The organism is Nitrospira sp., from assembly GCA_035968315.1.
Lineage (GTDB): Bacteria > Nitrospirota > Nitrospiria > Nitrospirales > Nitrospiraceae > Nitrospira_D.
Map to the genome: position 1 here is coordinate 400,547 of JAVYIN010000007.1, position 16,649 is coordinate 417,195.

The 16,649-nt window shown below is 58.8% G+C and carries 17 protein-coding genes; 12 read left to right on the forward strand and 5 right to left on the reverse strand.

The genetic code is table 11. The features are described from left to right. Positions 1–153 precede the first annotated feature (153 nt). The 6 genes from rny to RI101_11795 all read left to right on the forward strand — a co-directional run bounded on the left by rny (position 154) and on the right by RI101_11795 (position 6,068). The gene (gene rny, locus RI101_11770; protein ID MEC4890726.1) at positions 154–1,755 is read left to right on the forward strand and encodes a ribonuclease Y; all 1,602 of its coding nucleotides are present in this window, start codon (positions 154–156) and stop codon (positions 1,753–1,755) included. Beyond that, positions 1,752–2,531: a TIGR00282 family metallophosphoesterase gene (locus tag RI101_11775; protein MEC4890727.1), complete on the forward strand. Its 780-nt coding sequence runs from the start codon at positions 1,752–1,754 to the stop codon at positions 2,529–2,531. The genes rny and RI101_11775 overlap by 4 nt, the downstream gene beginning before the upstream one ends. A gap of 74 nt (positions 2,532–2,605) precedes the next feature. After that, on the forward strand, positions 2,606–3,964 hold the full coding sequence (gene xseA / locus RI101_11780) for an exodeoxyribonuclease VII large subunit (GenBank protein ID MEC4890728.1): 1,359 nt from the start codon (positions 2,606–2,608) through the stop codon (positions 3,962–3,964). 57 nt (positions 3,965–4,021) lie between these two features. Next, positions 4,022–4,279 (forward strand): exodeoxyribonuclease VII small subunit, encoded by a 258-nt coding sequence (xseB, locus tag RI101_11785; protein ID MEC4890729.1) that lies wholly within the window; start codon positions 4,022–4,024, stop codon positions 4,277–4,279. A 52-nt stretch (positions 4,280–4,331) separates the two neighbouring features. Next, a complete protein-coding gene (locus RI101_11790; GenBank protein MEC4890730.1) occupies positions 4,332–5,144 on the forward strand; it encodes a TlyA family RNA methyltransferase in 813 nt (270 codons plus the stop codon). Next, positions 5,145–6,068, forward strand: coding sequence for an NAD-dependent epimerase/dehydratase family protein (locus tag RI101_11795; protein MEC4890731.1), 924 nt, complete (start codon positions 5,145–5,147; stop codon positions 6,066–6,068). It abuts the gene before it with no gap. A 63-nt stretch (positions 6,069–6,131) separates the two neighbouring features. On the opposite strand, the gene RI101_11800 is transcribed toward RI101_11795, so the two are convergent. Continuing rightward, the gene (locus RI101_11800; GenBank protein ID MEC4890732.1) at positions 6,132–6,452 is read right to left on the reverse strand and encodes a rhodanese-like domain-containing protein; all 321 of its coding nucleotides are present in this window, start codon (positions 6,450–6,452) and stop codon (positions 6,132–6,134) included. Positions 6,453–6,867: 415 nt separating this feature from the next. Here RI101_11800 and cutA point away from each other — a divergent pair, with 415 nt between their 5' ends. The 3 genes from cutA to RI101_11815 all read left to right on the forward strand — a co-directional run bounded on the left by cutA (position 6,868) and on the right by RI101_11815 (position 10,211). Continuing rightward, entirely contained in the window at positions 6,868–7,200 is a 333-nt protein-coding gene (cutA, locus tag RI101_11805) for a divalent-cation tolerance protein CutA (GenBank protein MEC4890733.1), read from the forward strand. A gap of 125 nt (positions 7,201–7,325) precedes the next feature. Next, positions 7,326–8,363, forward strand: a complete 1,038-nt coding sequence (locus RI101_11810) for a M23 family metallopeptidase (GenBank protein ID MEC4890734.1) — start codon at positions 7,326–7,328, stop codon at positions 8,361–8,363. Between the two features lie 165 nt (positions 8,364–8,528). Further along, positions 8,529–10,211 carry a formate--tetrahydrofolate ligase gene (locus RI101_11815; protein MEC4890735.1) on the forward strand — a complete coding sequence of 561 codons (1,683 nt, stop codon included), beginning with the start codon at positions 8,529–8,531 and terminating at the stop codon, positions 10,209–10,211. 6 nt (positions 10,212–10,217) lie between these two features. Here RI101_11815 and hflC read toward each other — a convergent pair whose 3' ends face one another. Together hflC and hflK are read right to left on the reverse strand one after the other, a co-directional pair. Then, complete coding sequence (gene hflC, locus RI101_11820; protein MEC4890736.1) at positions 10,218–11,078, reverse strand: protease modulator HflC; 861 nt, start codon at positions 11,076–11,078, stop codon at positions 10,218–10,220. Further along, positions 11,075–12,109 (reverse strand): FtsH protease activity modulator HflK, encoded by a 1,035-nt coding sequence (gene hflK / locus RI101_11825; protein MEC4890737.1) that lies wholly within the window; start codon positions 12,107–12,109, stop codon positions 11,075–11,077. Before hflK ends, hflC begins: the two co-directional genes overlap by 4 nt. Before the next feature lie 55 nt (positions 12,110–12,164). On the opposite strand from hflK, the gene RI101_11830 reads away from it, so the two are divergent. From RI101_11830 to RI101_11840, 3 genes are read left to right on the forward strand one after another with little or no spacing between them, the layout of a single operon-like run. Next, positions 12,165–12,551 carry a metalloregulator ArsR/SmtB family transcription factor gene (locus tag RI101_11830; GenBank protein ID MEC4890738.1) on the forward strand — a complete coding sequence of 129 codons (387 nt, stop codon included), beginning with the start codon at positions 12,165–12,167 and terminating at the stop codon, positions 12,549–12,551. A gap of 53 nt (positions 12,552–12,604) precedes the next feature. Beyond that, on the forward strand, positions 12,605–13,696 hold the full coding sequence (arsB, locus tag RI101_11835; protein ID MEC4890739.1) for an ACR3 family arsenite efflux transporter: 1,092 nt from the start codon (positions 12,605–12,607) through the stop codon (positions 13,694–13,696). Then, positions 13,693–14,109: an arsenate reductase ArsC gene (locus RI101_11840; protein MEC4890740.1), complete on the forward strand. Its 417-nt coding sequence runs from the start codon at positions 13,693–13,695 to the stop codon at positions 14,107–14,109. Before arsB ends, RI101_11840 begins: the two co-directional genes overlap by 4 nt. A 1-nt stretch (position 14,110) precedes the next feature. Here the strand turns inward: RI101_11840 and arsS are convergent, their stop codons facing one another. Together arsS and RI101_11850 are read right to left on the reverse strand one after the other, a co-directional pair. Beyond that, complete coding sequence (gene arsS, locus RI101_11845; protein ID MEC4890741.1) at positions 14,111–15,151, reverse strand: arsenosugar biosynthesis radical SAM protein ArsS; 1,041 nt, start codon at positions 15,149–15,151, stop codon at positions 14,111–14,113. Positions 15,152–15,159: 8 nt separating this feature from the next. Further along, the gene (locus RI101_11850; protein ID MEC4890742.1) at positions 15,160–16,347 is read right to left on the reverse strand and encodes a methyltransferase domain-containing protein; all 1,188 of its coding nucleotides are present in this window, start codon (positions 16,345–16,347) and stop codon (positions 15,160–15,162) included. Positions 16,348–16,649: the final 302 nt, after the last annotated feature.

The following is a 16,649-nucleotide window of genomic DNA, read 5'->3' on the forward strand; positions in this document are numbered from 1 at the left end:
TAGAGGTAGATACACAGACACAGGTGCCGGATTGTCCCGTTCGTGAGTGCGGTTGTTTCTGGGATGATATAGTCCGTCGGTTTCAGCCTTCCTCGGTTCTCCATACCCCCGCATAGCGGTTCATGGCTAACAGATTGTAGACGATCGGCGGTTGTGGCCGGTTGTCTCCAAGAAGGGGGTGCTCCCATTTCTACCTCAATCGTTGCGTATATTCTGTGCGGGCTGATCGGCGCCTTGATCGGGGCCGGGCTCCTTGAACTGGTTCGCCGCAATCTCGCCGCCGGGAAACAAGCCGAAGCGGAAGAGCAAGCCAAACATGTGCTGCAGAACGCTCAGCGCGAAGCCGAGACCATCATTAAAGAGGCGAAGCTGGAATCAAAGGATTTGGTCTTTCAAGCCAGGACTGAATTTGAAAAAGAGCAGAAGCTGAAGCAGGGCGAGTGGGCCGTGACGGAAAAACGGCTGGTGCAGCGGGAAGAGAATCTGGACCGGAAAATCGGCGCCGTCGAGAAGCGCGAGGCCGAGTCTCAAAAGCGTGATCAGGAACTCGGCCGGCGTGAAGAAGGCCTGGCCAAGAAAGAGGCGGCCTGCGCCAAGGCGGAGCGGGAGCATCGCGACGCGCTGGAGCGTGTCGCGGGCATGACCGCCGAGGAGGCCAAAAAGCATCTGATGGTGGAAATGGAGAGCCAGGCCAAGCTCGATGCGGCCGGCATCGCCAAGCGGACGTTGGAAGAGGCGCGCGAGAATGCGGAGCGGGAAGCGCGCGAGATCATTGCACGGTCCATTCAGCGTGTGGTGCGCGATTATGTGTCGGAGTCCACGATCTCCGTGGTGCCGATTCCGAACGATGCGATGAAGGGCCGGATCATCGGCCGCGAAGGGCGGAATATTCGGGCCATCGAGGCGGCCACCGGCATTGATTTGATTATCGATGAAACGCCGGAGGCGGTCATTATTTCAGGGTTCGATCCCTTGCGCCGCGAGATTGCCAAGGTGTCGCTCGAACGGCTGATGCACGACGGGCGCATTCATCCGACGCGGATCGAAGAGATCGTCGAAAAGGTGAAGGTCGATATCGACAAGCTGATGTATGAAGAAGCCGAGAAGATTATCTTCGAGTTGGGGCTCTCGGATTTCCATCCGGAATTGATCAAGGTGCTCGGCCGGCTCAAGTACCGGACCAGCTATGGGCAGAACAATCTCTATCATGCGCGCGAAGCGGCCTATATCTGCGGCATCATGGCCTCGGAGCTGGGGCTCGACGTCAAGCTGGCCCGGCGCGGCGCGCTGCTGCACGATATCGGGAAAGCGGTCAGCCACGAAGAAGAAGGCCCGCACGCCATGCTGGGGGCCGAGATCGCCAAGAAGTGGGGCGAGAACGAGAAGATCGTGAATGCGATTGCAGGCCACCACGAACAGGTGGAGCCGATCTGCCCAGAATCGGTCCTTGTCGCGGCGGCGGAAGCCTTGTCGGCGGCCAGGCCGGGAGCCAGGCGTGAAGCGCTGGAGTCGTATGTGAAGCGGCTGGAGAAATTGGAAGCGCTGGCCGTGGCCTATAAAGGGGTGCAGAAGGCCTATGCGATTCAAGCCGGCCGGGAGATTCGGGTGATCGTGCGGCAGGAGGATATTACTGATACGGAGTCGTTCCAACTGTCGCGCGATCTGGCCAAGAAGATCGAGCAGGAGTTGACGTATCCCGGCCAAATCAGAGTCACGGTCATTCGTGAAAGCCGGTATGTGGAGTATGCCAAGTGAAGGTGCTCTTCATCGGCGATATTTTCGGAGAGCCGGGACGCCGGGCGGTCAGCCGCATGGTGCCGCGCATCGTGTCGCAACGCCAAGTGGATATCGTCATCGGCAATGGCGAAAATGTTGCCGGGGGATTTGGGATTACCCCGGAGCTGGCGGAAGATTTGTTTGAAATGGGCCTGTCGGTCATTACGACGGGGAACCATGCCTGGGACAAGAAGGAAGTGTTGGAATATTTCCCGCGGGAGCCCCGCCTGTTGCGGCCGGCCAATTACCCGGTCGGTGTGCCGGGGCAGGGGAGCTACATCGTGGAATCGGCGGGCGGCGAACGGCTGGCCGTGCTTCAGTTGATGGGGCGGGCCTACATGCCGACGCTGGATTGTCCCTTTCAGGTCGCCAAGCGGGAATTGGCCAAGCTCAAGCAGGAGGTCGCGGCGGTCATCGTCGATATGCATGCCGAAGCGACGTCGGAAAAGATGGCGATGGGCCATTATCTCGATGGTGACGTGTCGGCGGTCGTCGGGACGCATACGCATGTGCAGACGGCTGACGATCAGATTCTTCCCAAGGGCACGGCCTATCTCACCGATATTGGCATGACCGGTCCGCTGCATGGGGTCATCGGCGTCAAAAAAGAATTGGCGATTGAGAAGTTTCTGACCGGGATGCCCAAACGGTTTGAAGTGGCCTCCGGGCCGTCGGTCTTTTGCGCCGTGCTGGTCGAGCTGGACGCGCGGCTCGGCAAGGCCATCGCGATCGAACGGATTCGTGTCATCGATTGACAGGATGCTGAAAACGTCCGCACTCGAAATTGAGTAAGGGAGACCGCGCTACGGGCTTCCCAACGTCCTCATCCATGTTCCCTCCGTCTCCACCGCTCAGGCAGATTCTGACTGTCTCGGAACTGACCGGCTTGGTCCGGGCTGCCATCGAAACCAATTTCTCCGAGATCTGGCTGGAGGGTGAAATCTCCAATCTACGCGCGCCGGCATCCGGCCATCTGTATCTGACCCTGAAAGACGAGTCGAGCCAAATCCGCGCCGTCCTGTTTAAGGGGGTGGCGGGCCGGCTGCGCTTTGCGTTGGAGGATGGCCTGCAGGTGGTGGCGCGCGGCCGGGTGACGGTCTACGAGCCCCGGGGAGAGTACCAGATTATTCTGGACTCGGTGGAGCCGAAGGGGCGCGGCGCGCTGCAGGTGGCATTTGAGCAGTTGAAGGCGCGCCTCGAAGCGGAGGGCCTTTTCGAGGCGGATCGGAAGCGTCCGCTTCCCGAATGGCCCCGCGCCGTCGGGGTGGTGACCTCGCTCAGCGGAGCCGCTCTGCGCGATGTATTGACCGTCCTGCATCGGCGCTGCCCTACGTTGCGGATCATTATTGTTCCGGTGCAAGTCCAGGGGGAGGGGTCTGCGGAGCAGATTGCCGCCGCCATCACGATGCTCGGTGATTCGGGCCTGGTCGATGTCATGATCGTGGGACGCGGGGGCGGCTCACTGGAGGATCTGTGGAGTTTCAATGAAGAGATGGTGGTGCGGGCGATTGTGGCCTCTCGCGTCCCTGTCGTATCCGCTGTCGGGCATGAGACGGATGTCACACTGGCTGACTTTGCGGCGGACCTTCGCGCCCCGACTCCATCGGCAGCCGCCGAGGCGGTGGCGCCGGTGTTGGCGCAGATCGTGAGCCGGCTGGCGGAGTTGACGGCGCGGTTGCAGCAGTCCGTGACGCGCCGGACTGAGGAAGAGCGGCAGCGGTTGCGCTTGGCCACGCATCAGATGGCGGCGGTGCGCTATCGGATTCAGGAGGAGATGCAGCGGGTCGATGCGGCGCTGTTCGGCATGACGGCGGCGGTGCGGTTGGCGGTTCAGGCCGGCCAGGACCGGCTGCAGCTGGCGGAGCGATCGTTGTTGGCGGGGAGCCCGGAAACGATCGTCCGCCATGGATTGGCCGTGGTTCCGCAATTGCTCACCCGTCTCCATCGTGGCATGCGGGGAGAGATGGCGGCCCGTATGCAGCGGGTTCACGCCTGTCTGGGGAATTTACACACGCTCAGCCCGCTGGCGACCTTGGGACGGGGATACAGCATTCTCCGGCATGTTCCCTCCGGTTCCGTGGTTCGGAGGGTAGAGGATGTGACCGTCGGAGAAGATCTTCAGGCGCAGTTCGTGGACGGACAGGCGCTGTGCACGGTGAAGGCGGTGCAGCCGGACCACGCGGTTTGAAATCACCCGGTGAGTCGTTATAATGCGCAGAATGCTGTCTATGATGAGGAGTGAATTGTGGCCGCTGTGAAGTTTGAGCAGGCGATGGCGCGCTTGGAAGCGATTGTCGGGGAGTTGGAGAAGGGCGAGCTCCCGCTCGATGAATCTCTCAAGATTTTTGAAGAAGGCATTCGGCTGTCGAAAAATTGCCTCAAAGTATTGGAAGACGCCGAACGCAAGGTGGAAGTGTTGGTGCAGGATACGAACGGCAAAAAGCAGTTACGGGCCTTCTCCCTCGATGATGATGACGCCGAGGCGCCCTCGCTGGAGTCGTAGTCGGCACGCCCGATCCATGTGACGCGTCTTCAACCCGCTCTCTTTCTCACGCATGGGAACTCAGATTCGCCCTCCCAAAGACCGGCTTGACCGTGTGCTCGTCGCGCGCGGCCTGGCCCAGAGCCGGGATGTCGCCGTACGGATGCTGCTTGCCGGAGAAGTCCGGCTGGACGGGGCGCTGGCCGACAAGCCGGCGAAGCTCGTGTCTCTCGATGCGGCGATTGAGGTGGTGTCGCAAGCGACCAGGTTTGTGAGCCGGGGCGGTGACAAGCTCATTGCCGCGCTCGATGCCTGTGCCGTCGATCCGCAAGGGGCTGTTTGTCTCGATGTCGGGTGTTCGACCGGGGGATTTACCGATTGCCTTCTGCAGCGCGGTGCCGCGCGTGTCTATGCCGTGGATGTCGGCTATGGCCAGTTCGACTGGCGTCTGCGCCAGGACCCGCGCGTCTCCCTGTTCGAGCGCACCAACATTCGCTATGTCGATCGGTCGCTGATTCCGGAGCCGGTTTCCCTGGTGGTGATCGATGTCTCCTTTATCTCGCTCACCATGGTCTTGCCGCCGATTATCCAGTTTCTGCGCCCTGGCGCGATCGTCATCGCACTGGTGAAGCCCCAATTTGAAGTGGGGAAAGGGCAGGTCGGGCGTGGCGGGATTGTGCGCGATGAAGGGCTGCGGCAGTCGGCGTTGCAGCGCATTCTCGCGTCGGCGGCTCCGCTTGGACTGCGGTCCAAGGCGACTCTCGATTCCCCGATCAAGGGGAAAAAGGGGAACCTGGAATTTTTGGCAATTTTTGAGTTTGATCCGGCAAGTTGTGCTATGAAGGAAACGGCAAGCGCAGTGGATCCTCATGAGCTGGAGGGATGAATGAAGGTGTTGGTCACGGGTGGCGCAGGCTTTATTGGATCGCATGTGGTCGATCGGCTGGTTGAGGAAGGCCACGATGTGGTGGTCGTCGATAATCTGTCGACCGGGAAACGAAAAAATGTGAACCGTGCGGCGAATCTCTATAAAGCGGATATTCAAAGCTCGCGGCTGGAACGGATTTTCCGCAACGAGCGGCCCAGCGTCGTCATTCACTTGGCGGCGCAGGTCAGTGTCAGGAAGTCCGTTGAGGATCCTGCGTTCGACGCGCAGGCGAATATTTTGGGCACGATGAATGTGGTGCACCAGGCCGTGCTGCATGGCGCTAGAAAGGTCGTGTTTTCCTCATCGGGCGGGGCGATTTACGGGGAGCAGGAGATCTATCCCGCGCCGGAATCCCATCCCACGAATCCTCTGTCACCGTACGGGATCAGCAAATTGTGCGGAGAGCACTATGTGTCATATTTTGAGCGGACCAGCGGGATTCAGACCGTCTGTCTGCGCTATGCCAACGTCTATGGGCCCAGGCAAGATCCGGAAGGGGAGGCCGGGGTCGTCGCGATTTTTATCCAGAAGATTCTGAACAATGAGCAGCCCATTATCAATGGAAACGGCCGCCAGACCCGCGACTTCGTGTTTGTCGATGATGTGGTCGAAGCCAATCTGGCGGTGATGGGGCAGCAGATTAAGGGCGTGTATAACGTGGGGACGGGAGTGGAGACCTCCATTAATGAGCTCTTTAGAATGGTCGCGGATTATACCGGGGCGTCTTCCAAGGAAGTGCATGGCCCGGCGAAAAAGGGGGAGCAACAGCGCAGCCTCGTGGATTCCTCAAAAATCCGCCAAGAACTTGGCTGGGAAGTGAAGGTCGATCTCGCTGAGGGCCTCAAGAGAACCGTGGCCTATTTCCGAGAGAAGATGAGTTAGGTCAAAGGTATCCGTTGGGAGAAGCCTGCATCCCGAAGGGAAACGTGTAGGGACGGCAAGCGCCTAGTACCGGGGAACGCTGGTATCAACCTGCGTTGACCAGGCGTCGATTCCCCCGACCAGGTTCTTCACGTTGGCGAATCCCTGCTGAACCAGAAAGCCTGTCGCATCGGCACTCCGCATACCGTGGTGGCAATAGGCGATGATTTCCGTATTCTTATCCAGTTTAGCGAGGGATTGCGGCAAGGTGCCCAGAGGGATCAGAACTGACCCGTCGAGCTTTGCCAGGGCATGTTCCCATGGTTCGCGGACGTCCAAGAGAACGAGTTTATCCCCTTTATCAAGTCTGGTCTTCAGTTCTTTCACGCCGATTGAATAGCTCATTGAGAATCCTCCTCATCAATTACGTCGTGCATCATAAGTGACCGCCAAAAAGCCTGTCAAATTTTCATATGGACCGGTTGGCTTTCGTTTTGCCTGTCTGTCTGGTCTTGGTTTTTTATTGTGGGAGTGTGCAGATGGCGAATGGCAATTTTTGTCCAGCTATGCCAAAAAATGTCTTCCTGTAGCAATTTACGAACACTTAGGCGAGGGGCGTGTCAAAGAGTGCGAATGAGAGATGTGTAACACATTGATTTATATGAGTACCGTGAGCTATTGCTGATGTGGAAAGGGTATGGAAGTTGCGAAAGGCATCATTTAGATGGCGGAAGAGACATGAACGGTTGTCTATAAGTTATGTCATGAGGGTGGGGTAGTTGATGGCACCATCGTACTTGGGTAAGGTTCCTGGTTAGGAATGGCGATAGAGCAAAAGGATATTGTCGTCATATTGGTTGCGACTTCTGGACTCGAGGAGGCCAAGAAGATTGCCAATGCGGTTCTGACCGCTCGTGATGCCGCCTGTGTGACAATCGTTCCCGCAGTCCATTCGATGTATTGGTGGGAAGGGAAGATTGCGCAGGAAGAAGAGACGATGGTGATCATGAAGACGACGGCCAATCATTACGGGGCCATCGAGAAAACGATCAAGGGATTACATTCGTACAAGGTTCCTGAGATTTTATCGCTCTCGGTTAAGGATGGATTGCCACAATACCTAGAGTGGGTGATGCGAGAGGTGTCCACCTAATAGATGTTTGGAGATTGGTCTGGTTTCAGAACAATCAAAATGGTTGACCCTGGTTGGTAGGGAAGGTACAGTACCACAATCCGTAAAGCACGCAGGGTCTCCCAGGCAGCGAGGGAGTAATCATTATGGCACAAACACCGAATCAAGAGAGCAGCGACGCCTACACTGTCGTCATTTTTCGCGGGTCAACTGCGAAGCCTCTCCGTTTTAGTTTTTCGCGGAAGTTTGTTCGTAACTTATTGATTGCCGGGTGTATTTGTATCCTGGCCGATATCTTGGTCATCTCCCATTATGTAGTGAGGACCGGCGAAGTGTGGGAGCTGGCGGCTTTCCGAAACGAAGCGATGAGTGCCCGCGAGCAGACGGCGGCCTTTTCCTCTGCGATCGAAGACCTCAAAAAGCGAATTGTGGCGATGAAAGAGGTGAACCAACGCCTCAGAGTCATGTTGGGGATCGATACCTCCGCCAAGCCCGGCGATTTGGTGAACGGGCGAGGTGGTGAAGAAACGCCACTTCCTGAAGGCAGCGTGGTTCCGGGCATGGACAATCTGAAGGCTTCTGATTCGTCGGGATCCCCCTCAAGTGCCCTGCAGGGCGGGGAGGGTTCTCACGGCTTGCCGGTTGCGGGGTCTGGGGATTTGCCAGGGGATGAGAAAGAAGTCGCGGCCTCTGTCAAGGAAAATTTGGAGTGGTTGACGAAAGAGGCTGCCAGCCAGGAGAAGATCTTGAGCGAATTGTCCCAAGTGGCTGAACAGCGGTCGTCCCGTTGGGCGGCCACTCCGTCGATCTGGCCCGTCAAAGGGTGGGTCACGTCAGGGTTCGGCCCGAGAATCTCTCCATTTACCGAAAAGCCGGCTTGGCACGATGGGCTCGATATTGGCGCAGCGCAAAATGCTCCGGTCCAGGCTCCCGCCCAAGGCCGAGTGACGTCGGTCGGGTTTGATCCCAAGCTCGGGAATTTGATTCGTCTCGACCATGGATTTGGGATTGAAACGGTCTATGGCCACTTGGCGAAGTCTCTCGTGAAAGAGGGGCAGCGGGTAAAGCGTGGCGATGTGGTGGGCCTTGTCGGAAGCAGCGGCTTGGCAACAGGTCCCCATCTTCACTACATGGTCAAGGTCAATGGCCAGGCGCTCGATCCCAATAAATACATTCTTGAATAGTCGTATCGGGCCGTTGTTGTTTTTCTTCCGGCGGGCTCAAGGGAAACCTTGAGCCCGTCTTGTTTTGCCCGCACCTGTGCAATGATTCCTCTAGCCTCGTGACAAAGGCATGGTGTACTCTGCGCCGGTCATTGATGATTCACCCCAAATCTCGACTGGGTTATTGTGACTGATCTGCAAATTGCCCGATCCGTTCGCCCTCGTCCTATCCTTGATATTGCGGCAGAGCTTGGACTTCAAGACGACGAAGTCCTGTCATTCGGCTCAAACAAGGCCAAAGTCTCATTGCGGGCAGTGACTCGCCTCAAGACTCGTCCGTTAGGGCGGTATGTGCTGGTGACCGCGATTAACCCGACCCCTCTTGGAGAAGGAAAAACCACGACGTCGATTGGGTTGGCCATGGGACTGTCCCGGTTGGGCAAGCGCGCGGTTGTGACGCTCAGGCAGCCGTCTCTCGGTCCGGTGCTTGGCATCAAGGGCGGGGGCACGGGAGGCGGCCATGCGCAAGTGCTTCCGATGGAGGAGATCAATCTACATTTCACCGGCGATGCCCACGCGGTCGCGGCCAGCCACAATGTGCTCTCCGCGTTTCTCGACAATCACCTCTTTCATGGCAACGAGCGTGGGCTGGATCTCGCTCGCATCACCTGGCCGAGAACATTGGGAATCAGTGACCGCGCGCTTCGGCAGGTTCTCGTAGGAGAGGAGACGCACCGGCGAAGCGGCCAGTTTGTGATCACGGAAGCCTCAGAAATCATGGCCGTGCTCGCGCTAGCCTCCGGTCCGGCGGATCTCCGCCAACGACTTGGGCGGATCATGGTGGGGATGAAGCAATCCGGCGCGATCGGGACCGCTGAAGAACTCGGCTGTGCGGGGGCGATGGCGGTGTTGTTGAAAGATGCCTTGATGCCCAATCTGGTACAGACCTTGGAGGGGACGCCGGCTTTTGTGCATACCGGGCCGTTCGGCAATATCGCCCATGGCAATTGTTCCATTCTTTCCGATGCCCTGGCGCTTCGGTGCGCCGATTATGTTGTGACAGAAGCTGGGTTTGGGAGTGATCTGGGCGCCGAGAAGTTTTTCAATATCAAGTGCCGTGTGTCGGGACTGAAGCCGGCTGCCGCCGTCGTGGTGGCGACCTTGCGGGCGCTCAAGCTGCATGGCGGGGGAGGAGCGGCCAAAGTGGGGGCGCCATTGCCCTCTGGATTGACCGGCCCCAATCAGCCGGCCTTGGAGAAGGGCTTTGCGAATCTGGAGCAGCATATTGCCAATGCACGGGCCCATGGCATCCCGGTCGTTGTCGCGGTCAATGCCTTCAAAGATGATATGCCTGCGGAATTGGAGTGGGTCAGGAATCGTTCTCGTGAGGTGGGCGCAATCGATGCCGCGGTCTCGACCCATTGGGCCGATGGCGGGCGAGGCGCCGAACAATTGGCCGATGCCGTGGTTCGAGCGGTGGAGCAGCCCGCCAATTTTGCTCATCTTTACGATGTGAATTGGCCGATCAGGAAGAAGGTTGAAACGATCGCCACCAAAATGTATGGAGCCGCCGGAGTCAGGTTTGAGCCGGAGGTGGAACGGCAGATCGACGAAGCAGAGGCCTTGGGATTTGGGCAGCTTCCTGTGTGCATGGCCAAGACGCCGCTTTCGCTCTCGCATGACCCGGCGCTTAAGGGAAGACCGGCCGGATTTACGGTTCCCATCAAGGAATTGCGCATTCTCGCGGGAGCGGGATTTGTGACCGCCGTCTGTTCGGGGATTCAGCTGATGCCGGGGTTGCCGAAAAAACCGGCTGGGGAACGAATCGACCTTGATCCGGTGAGCGGAGATATTGTCGGGTTATCGTAGCGGGCGTTAGCGCTGTTTCAGGTAGCGGAAGAATTCTGAATCCGGGCTCATCACCAGCGTCGATTTATCCTTGAACGTCTTCTTGTAGGCTTCCATCGAACGGGTAAATTCAAAAAACTTCGGATCTTGCCGATAGGCGTCGGCGTAGACTTTGAACGCTTTGGCGTCCCCCGCTCCGCGCAGCTCTTCCGCTTCTTTGTACGCCTGCGCCAGAATAATTTCGCGGTCCTTTTCCGCCTCGGAGCGGATCTTCTGCGCTTCTTCGGCGCCTTCGGCCCGGTATTGCTTGGCCTGCCGTTCCCGCTCGGCTTGCATGCGGGCGAACACCGCTTTCTCATTTTGTTCGGGGAGATCGGCGCGCTTGATTCGCACGTCTTGGATCTCGATCCCATAGGCGGAGGCTTTCTCGTTGGATCGTTGGGTCACCACCTTCATCAACTCCGCGCGAGTCGTCGAAACGATTTCCGCCAAATCATGCCGGCCTAATTCGACGCGCAGTTCGGAATAGATGATGTCATGCAGCCGCTGGAGCGCGCCGCGCTGGCTCTGGAAGTTCTGGTAGACCTTCAAGGGGTCGGTGATGCGCCACTTGGCAAAATTGTCCAGGAGCAGCGTCTTCTTATCCTGGGTGATCACATCTTGTGGGTCTGAATCGTAATCCAAGAGCCGCTTGTCGAAGTAGGTGACTTCTTGGATGAAGGGAACTTTCAGGTAGAGTCCCGGCTCCGTAATATTCTTCACCGGCGCGCCCAGCTGGACGACGATGGCGTTTTGCGTCACGTCCACGACAAAGAGCGGCGAGGCGCCCAGCACGAAGAGGCCGACGGTCACGGCGATCACGGCGATGGTCAGTCCCTGCTTGCTCACGGTTTCTGCTCCTCAGCGGCCGCGCCGTTTCTGGCCTTTAGACGATCGAGCGGGAGGTACGGGAGAACCCGGTCGCCGCCTTTGCCGTCGATGATGATTTTATCGATCGTGGGCAGAATCTCTTCCATCGTTTCGATATAGAGCCGCTTGCTGATGATATCTTTGGCCTGGTTGTATTCTTTGAGGGTTGCCACGAACCGGTTCGCTTCGCCCTGCGCGCGATTCAGCCGCGCCTGGGCATAGCCCTTGGCTTGGTTCACCATCTGGGCGGCTTCACCCTTGGCTTTCGGGAGAATATCGTTGCGATAGCTTTGCGACTGGTTGATCAGCTTTTCCCGGTCTTCCTTGGCGTTCGTCACGTCTTTGAAGGCGGCGGCCACGGCTTCGGGCGGGTCCACATCTTGGAGCTGGATGGCCGCGACTTGGACGCCGGCGTGATATTGGTCGAGAATGGTTTGCAAGAGGGCTTGGGTGTCTTGCTGGATCTGGGCCTTGCCGGTCGTCAGGGCTTCATCGATTTTGCTTTTGCCCACAACCTCGCGCATCGACGCCTCGGCGGCCTTTCCGATGGTGTCGTGGATATCGGCGACGCTGAACAAATAATTGGAGGCTTCTTTAATCTTATACTGCACGATGAACTCAATGGCGAGGATGTTCATATCGCCGGTGAGCATCAAGGCTTCCTGGGGCACCATTTGCTGGTGCCCCTGCCGGTCGGTGCGGAATCCCACCTCCACGCGGTGGAGTTTTTCCACTTTGGGTTGCAAGACCGTTTCGACGACGGGAATCTTGAAGTGCGGACCAGGGCCGACGGTTCTGACCGGGGCGCCGAACTGCTTCACCACGCCCTCTTCGTCCGGGGCCACGATAAAGGCGCTTTGCCAGACGAGAAAGAGTGCGACGCCGACCAGCAGAAGGCTTTTGATCCCTCCGGAGGGAAGCACGCCGCGCAGCTGGGACTGCGCCTCTTTGAAGGCGTCGTCCAGCTTGTCGCTTTTTTTATTCCAGGGGTCGTTGGGATTCCAGACCATAGTTATTCAGCGGAGGGTGAAGGACACGTGAACCGCACGTACCCTAGCAGAGTGTGTGCTGGCACGCAACCGGCCCTATACGGACTTGAACCATCAAGTTATCTTGATGTATGAATGGGCGATGCAAAGTGTAGCGGGTAAGAGTCGGGAAAAAGTTGCCGCAGTATTCTCCGCCTTGGGGGATGAGACGCGGCTTGATATCCTCGCGCAACTGCGCGGCGGCGAGCGTTGTGTCTGCGAGCTGACCGAGGCCATTCAAACCAGCCAGTCTCGGCTGTCGTTCCATCTCAAAGTCCTGAAGGATGCGGGACTGATCAAGGATCGGCCGGAGGGGCGATGGATCTATTACTCGATTCATGCCGGCGCGATGGAGGAGCTTGAAGAGATGGTGCGGCTTTTAAGAGAGGGCGGAAGAGCGTCGCGGGGGACGGCCCGCTGCTGAATATTTTTTTACTGTATGTATCAAGAATTCTTGATTCATTGGGAGGAGCGATCATGGAGGTCGTCATAGCTGCCGCACCGCCTGTACCCAAAAAGCGGCTCAATCTGTTTGAACGGTATCTCACCCTGTGGGTCGGCCTCTGCATGGTGGGCGGTGTGCTGCTCGGCCAAATGGCGCCGGGTATTGTCCAGACGCTCCGCACCTGGGAGTTCGGCGAGGGGAGTCACATCAATTTCCCGATGGCCGTCCTGATTTGGCTCATGATCATTCCCATGATGATGAAAGTCGATTTCGCGTCGATCGCACGGGTGCGTGAGCGGCCCACGGGATTGGCGGTCACGCTCTTCGTGAATTGGGTGGTCAAACCCTTCTCAATGGCCCTGTTGGCATGGATCTTTTTCAAATTCCTGTTTGCTCCGTGGATAGGCCCGGCGGAGGCGGACCAGTACATCGCCGGCTGTATCATCCTGGCGGCGGCCCCCTGCACGGCGATGGTCTTCGTCTGGAGCTATCTGACGGATGGCGATCCGGCCTATACCCTGGTGCAGGTGTCGGTGAACGATCTCATCATGCTGGTGCTCTTTGCGCCGATCGTGGGTTTTCTCGTGAGTGGGGCCTCATCCCTCTCCATTCCCGTACCCGTCCTGTTCTATTCCGTACTGGCGTTCATTGTGATTCCATTGGTCATGGGTTCCCTCGCACGATCATGGCTGGTCCGTCAGCAGGGCGTCCGATGGTTTGAAGCGGAGTGTCTCCCGCGTTTTGCGCCCGTGACGATCATGGCGTTGCTCCTCACTCTCACCATGATCTTTGCTTTTCAGGCCGACAATATCCTCGCCAAGACCCTCCATGTTGTGTTGATTGCCGTGCCGATTCTTGTGCAAGTGTACTTCAACTCGTCGCTGGCCTACGGACTGATGAGGTGGTTCCGGGTTCCGTACGCGGTGGCGGCGCCAGGAGCCTTGATCGGGGCGAGTAATTTCTTTGAATTGGCCGTGGCCACGGCGATCGCCTTATTCGGGCCGGAGTCCGGCGCCGCCTTGGCGACGGTAGTCGGCGTGTTAGTCGAAGTGCCGGTGATGCTCTCGGTGTGCCAGGTCTGCAATCGCACCAGGCATTGGTTTCCCGCACAGGAGGCCGTATGAAACCGCGCGTGTTGTTTCTCTGCACGGGCAATTCCGCGCGCAGCCAGATGGCGGAAGGGTGGCTGCGGCATCTGGCGGGCGATCGCTTCGAAGTGTTCAGCGCGGGCACCCACCCGGTCGGTCTGAATCCCGGCTCAGTAGAGGCCATGGCCGAAGCCGGGATCGACATTGCCGGGCACCGGTCGAAAGGTGTTGGCGAATTGGCCGGCCAGTCGTTCGACTATGTGGTGACGGTCTGCGACCGGGCGAAGGAAACCTGCCCGCTCTGGCCGGGCCGAACGACAGTGATTCACTGGAGCTTCGACGATCCGGCGGCTGTGGCCGATGCCGATTTGCGGCGGCAGACATTCCGGCGGGTGCGCGACGAAATCGCGGAGTCGATTCGTGGATTCCTAAAAGAGCGGCAAGGGTAAACTAAGCGGTGACCGTTCCGCCGCAGGAGGAGCCAGCCCCTGCCGTGCAGCCATAGCAATGGTTGCGCGTCACGATCGGGCGTCGATTGAGGCGGGTCGGATCGAAGTCGCGGATGTGGGGCGATGTTCCGGAATCCACGGGCAGATCCAGCATCTGGTTGAAATCGCAATCGAAGAGCTTTCCGTCCCAGCTCACCGATAAGGTATAGCGACACATCACCCCGGCAGCGGCGGCGGGATTGAAGGCGTTGGCCAGCCGCTCCATATAGTGCTCATAGTTGCCGCTCTCCACCAGAAACTCCAGAAACCGGCTCACCGGCATGTTCGTGATGGTGTAGAGGTGGTTGAATTCCACTCCATGTCTGGCGCGCAGTTCTTTCCTGAACTGGGCTTCGACGGCTTCTTGCTTGGGAGGCAGGAAGGCGCCGACCGGATTATGCACGAGATTCAAGCGCAAACCGCTGTCAGGCCGGCCGTATCCCAGCCGGTTCAAGAGGCGCAGCGCCTCAATCGACTTCTCGAAAATGCCCTCGCCGCGCTGTGCGTCGGTCTGGCTCGCCCGGTAATAGGGGAGCGAGGCGACGACTTCCACCCGATGGGCAGCCAGAAAATCGGCGAGGCCTGCCTGCGATGGGACCAGCAGGATCGAGAGATTGCACCGGTCCATCACCTGCCTGCCGAGTGTACGCGCCTGCTCCACCAGCCAGCGGAAATTCGGGTTCAATTCTGGCGCGCCCCCGGTGATATCGACCGTCGGAATATCGGTTTGGGCCAGCGCCGCGATGCACAGTTCCGCCGTCTCTCTCGACATGCTCTCGGTCCGGTCCGGTCCCGCATCGACGTGGCAGTGTCGGCAGGTTTGATTGCAGAGTTTCCCCAGATTGATTTGGAAGACCGTCATGCCGGTGGCGTGGAGCGGCGACAGCCCAGCCTGCGAGAGTGTGGCGTCGAAGGCGGGAATGCCGGCCGTCGAGTCCAGAATCCGCAGCTGTTCGACCGAGGAGGCCAGCGGATTCTGACGGCTGAGGAGTGTGAGCGCCATCGGCGTGCCTAGCAGCAGCCGCCGCTGGGGGTGCAACTGGTTGCCGCGCCGCCGACCGGCTCGCCGGCCCGATTGAGAATGGCGAAGTGCGGGGCGTATCCCTCTGTGGCAAGAACCGTGAGGGTTCTATCGCAGATTTCCTGAGGCTCGCCGCGTCGAAACACATGGTGATCATCGTCCTGCGCTTCCACGAAGGGGCCGGCCAGCAGGGCGAAATCGCCTTTCCACACGCAGGGTGTTTGTTCAGGCAGCACGGCGGTCCATCGCGGATCGGTCTGGCCGAGCGTGACGGGCTCAGTCGATAGGATCACGTGCGCGGCAAATGGCGGCTGGCTTAGCAAGAGTGCCGCTTCCGCGGTGAGTGCTTGTGGAATCCCACGCCGATACGTTGTCCCGAGTTCATCCACCACGCAGCTGAAGGGGCCGCGCAACGTGGCGTAGCGAGTCGTCGGCACACCGGGTGCCTTGGCCAGCTTGTAGCCGGTGAGCGTCACGGAGAAAAAGTGGATGCCGTCGATCCGCTGCCAGGGCGACGACTTGATCAGATGGATGCCGACAAACCCCGCTTCCGTCATGCCTGCCATATAGTCGGTGAGTGTCAGGGCGCCGGAGAGGCAGTCGCCCCACTTCTCCGCGTCGTGAACGAGATATTGCGGCACGGGCTGGTCGGCGACGATATCCGAGATCGTGAAGCGCCCGCCTGGCTTGGCGACGCGGAACATTTCACGGAAGACCTTGCGCTTATCCGGGGCCAGATTGATCACGCAATTGGAGATGATCAAATCAACCGTGCCGTCCGCTACCGGCATGGCGTCGGCCATGCCTTTCCGGAATTCCACATTGGAGGAGGGATAGCCAAGATTGCCGGCCACGATCACGGCGTTCCGGCGCGCGATCTCCAGCATCGTATCGGTCATGTCGATCCCGATCACATGGCCGGTCGGGCCGACCAGGCGCGAGGCCTCAAAACAGTCGATGCCGCCGCCGGATCCGATGTCCAAGACCGTTTCCCCGGCGCGCACCGTTTTCAGTCCGGCCGGCGTGCCGCAGCCATAGGAGATCTTGAGGACTTCCTCGGGGATAAACGATTTGAGATTGGCCATGTCGTAGCTGGTCGGGCAGCACATCTGCTCGCCAGAACGGGCGGCCTTGGCATAGCGGTCGCTGACTTTCTTCTCGATTTCGTCTATCGGCATCGTGTCCTCATCATGGGGATGGTCTAGGGAATGCGATTATGTACCAACCCCTCCCGATCTGCGTCAACCGGGAGCTGATGGATGTGGCGGGAATCATGGGGGTAAAGACACCCACTGAGCACCACCCTCGGCCAGTACCGCGACGAGAGGTTCAGCCGCATGCCAGGCCGGACGATAATGATCGTGAATCAGGGGTGAGGAAGCTGGTTGGACAAATCACTCGTACGGACAATGGGTGAGACTGAAAGACGGTGAAGAAGGAGAGGGTGTAAATAGATTGCGAGCCTGTCGTTCGCAGCCCT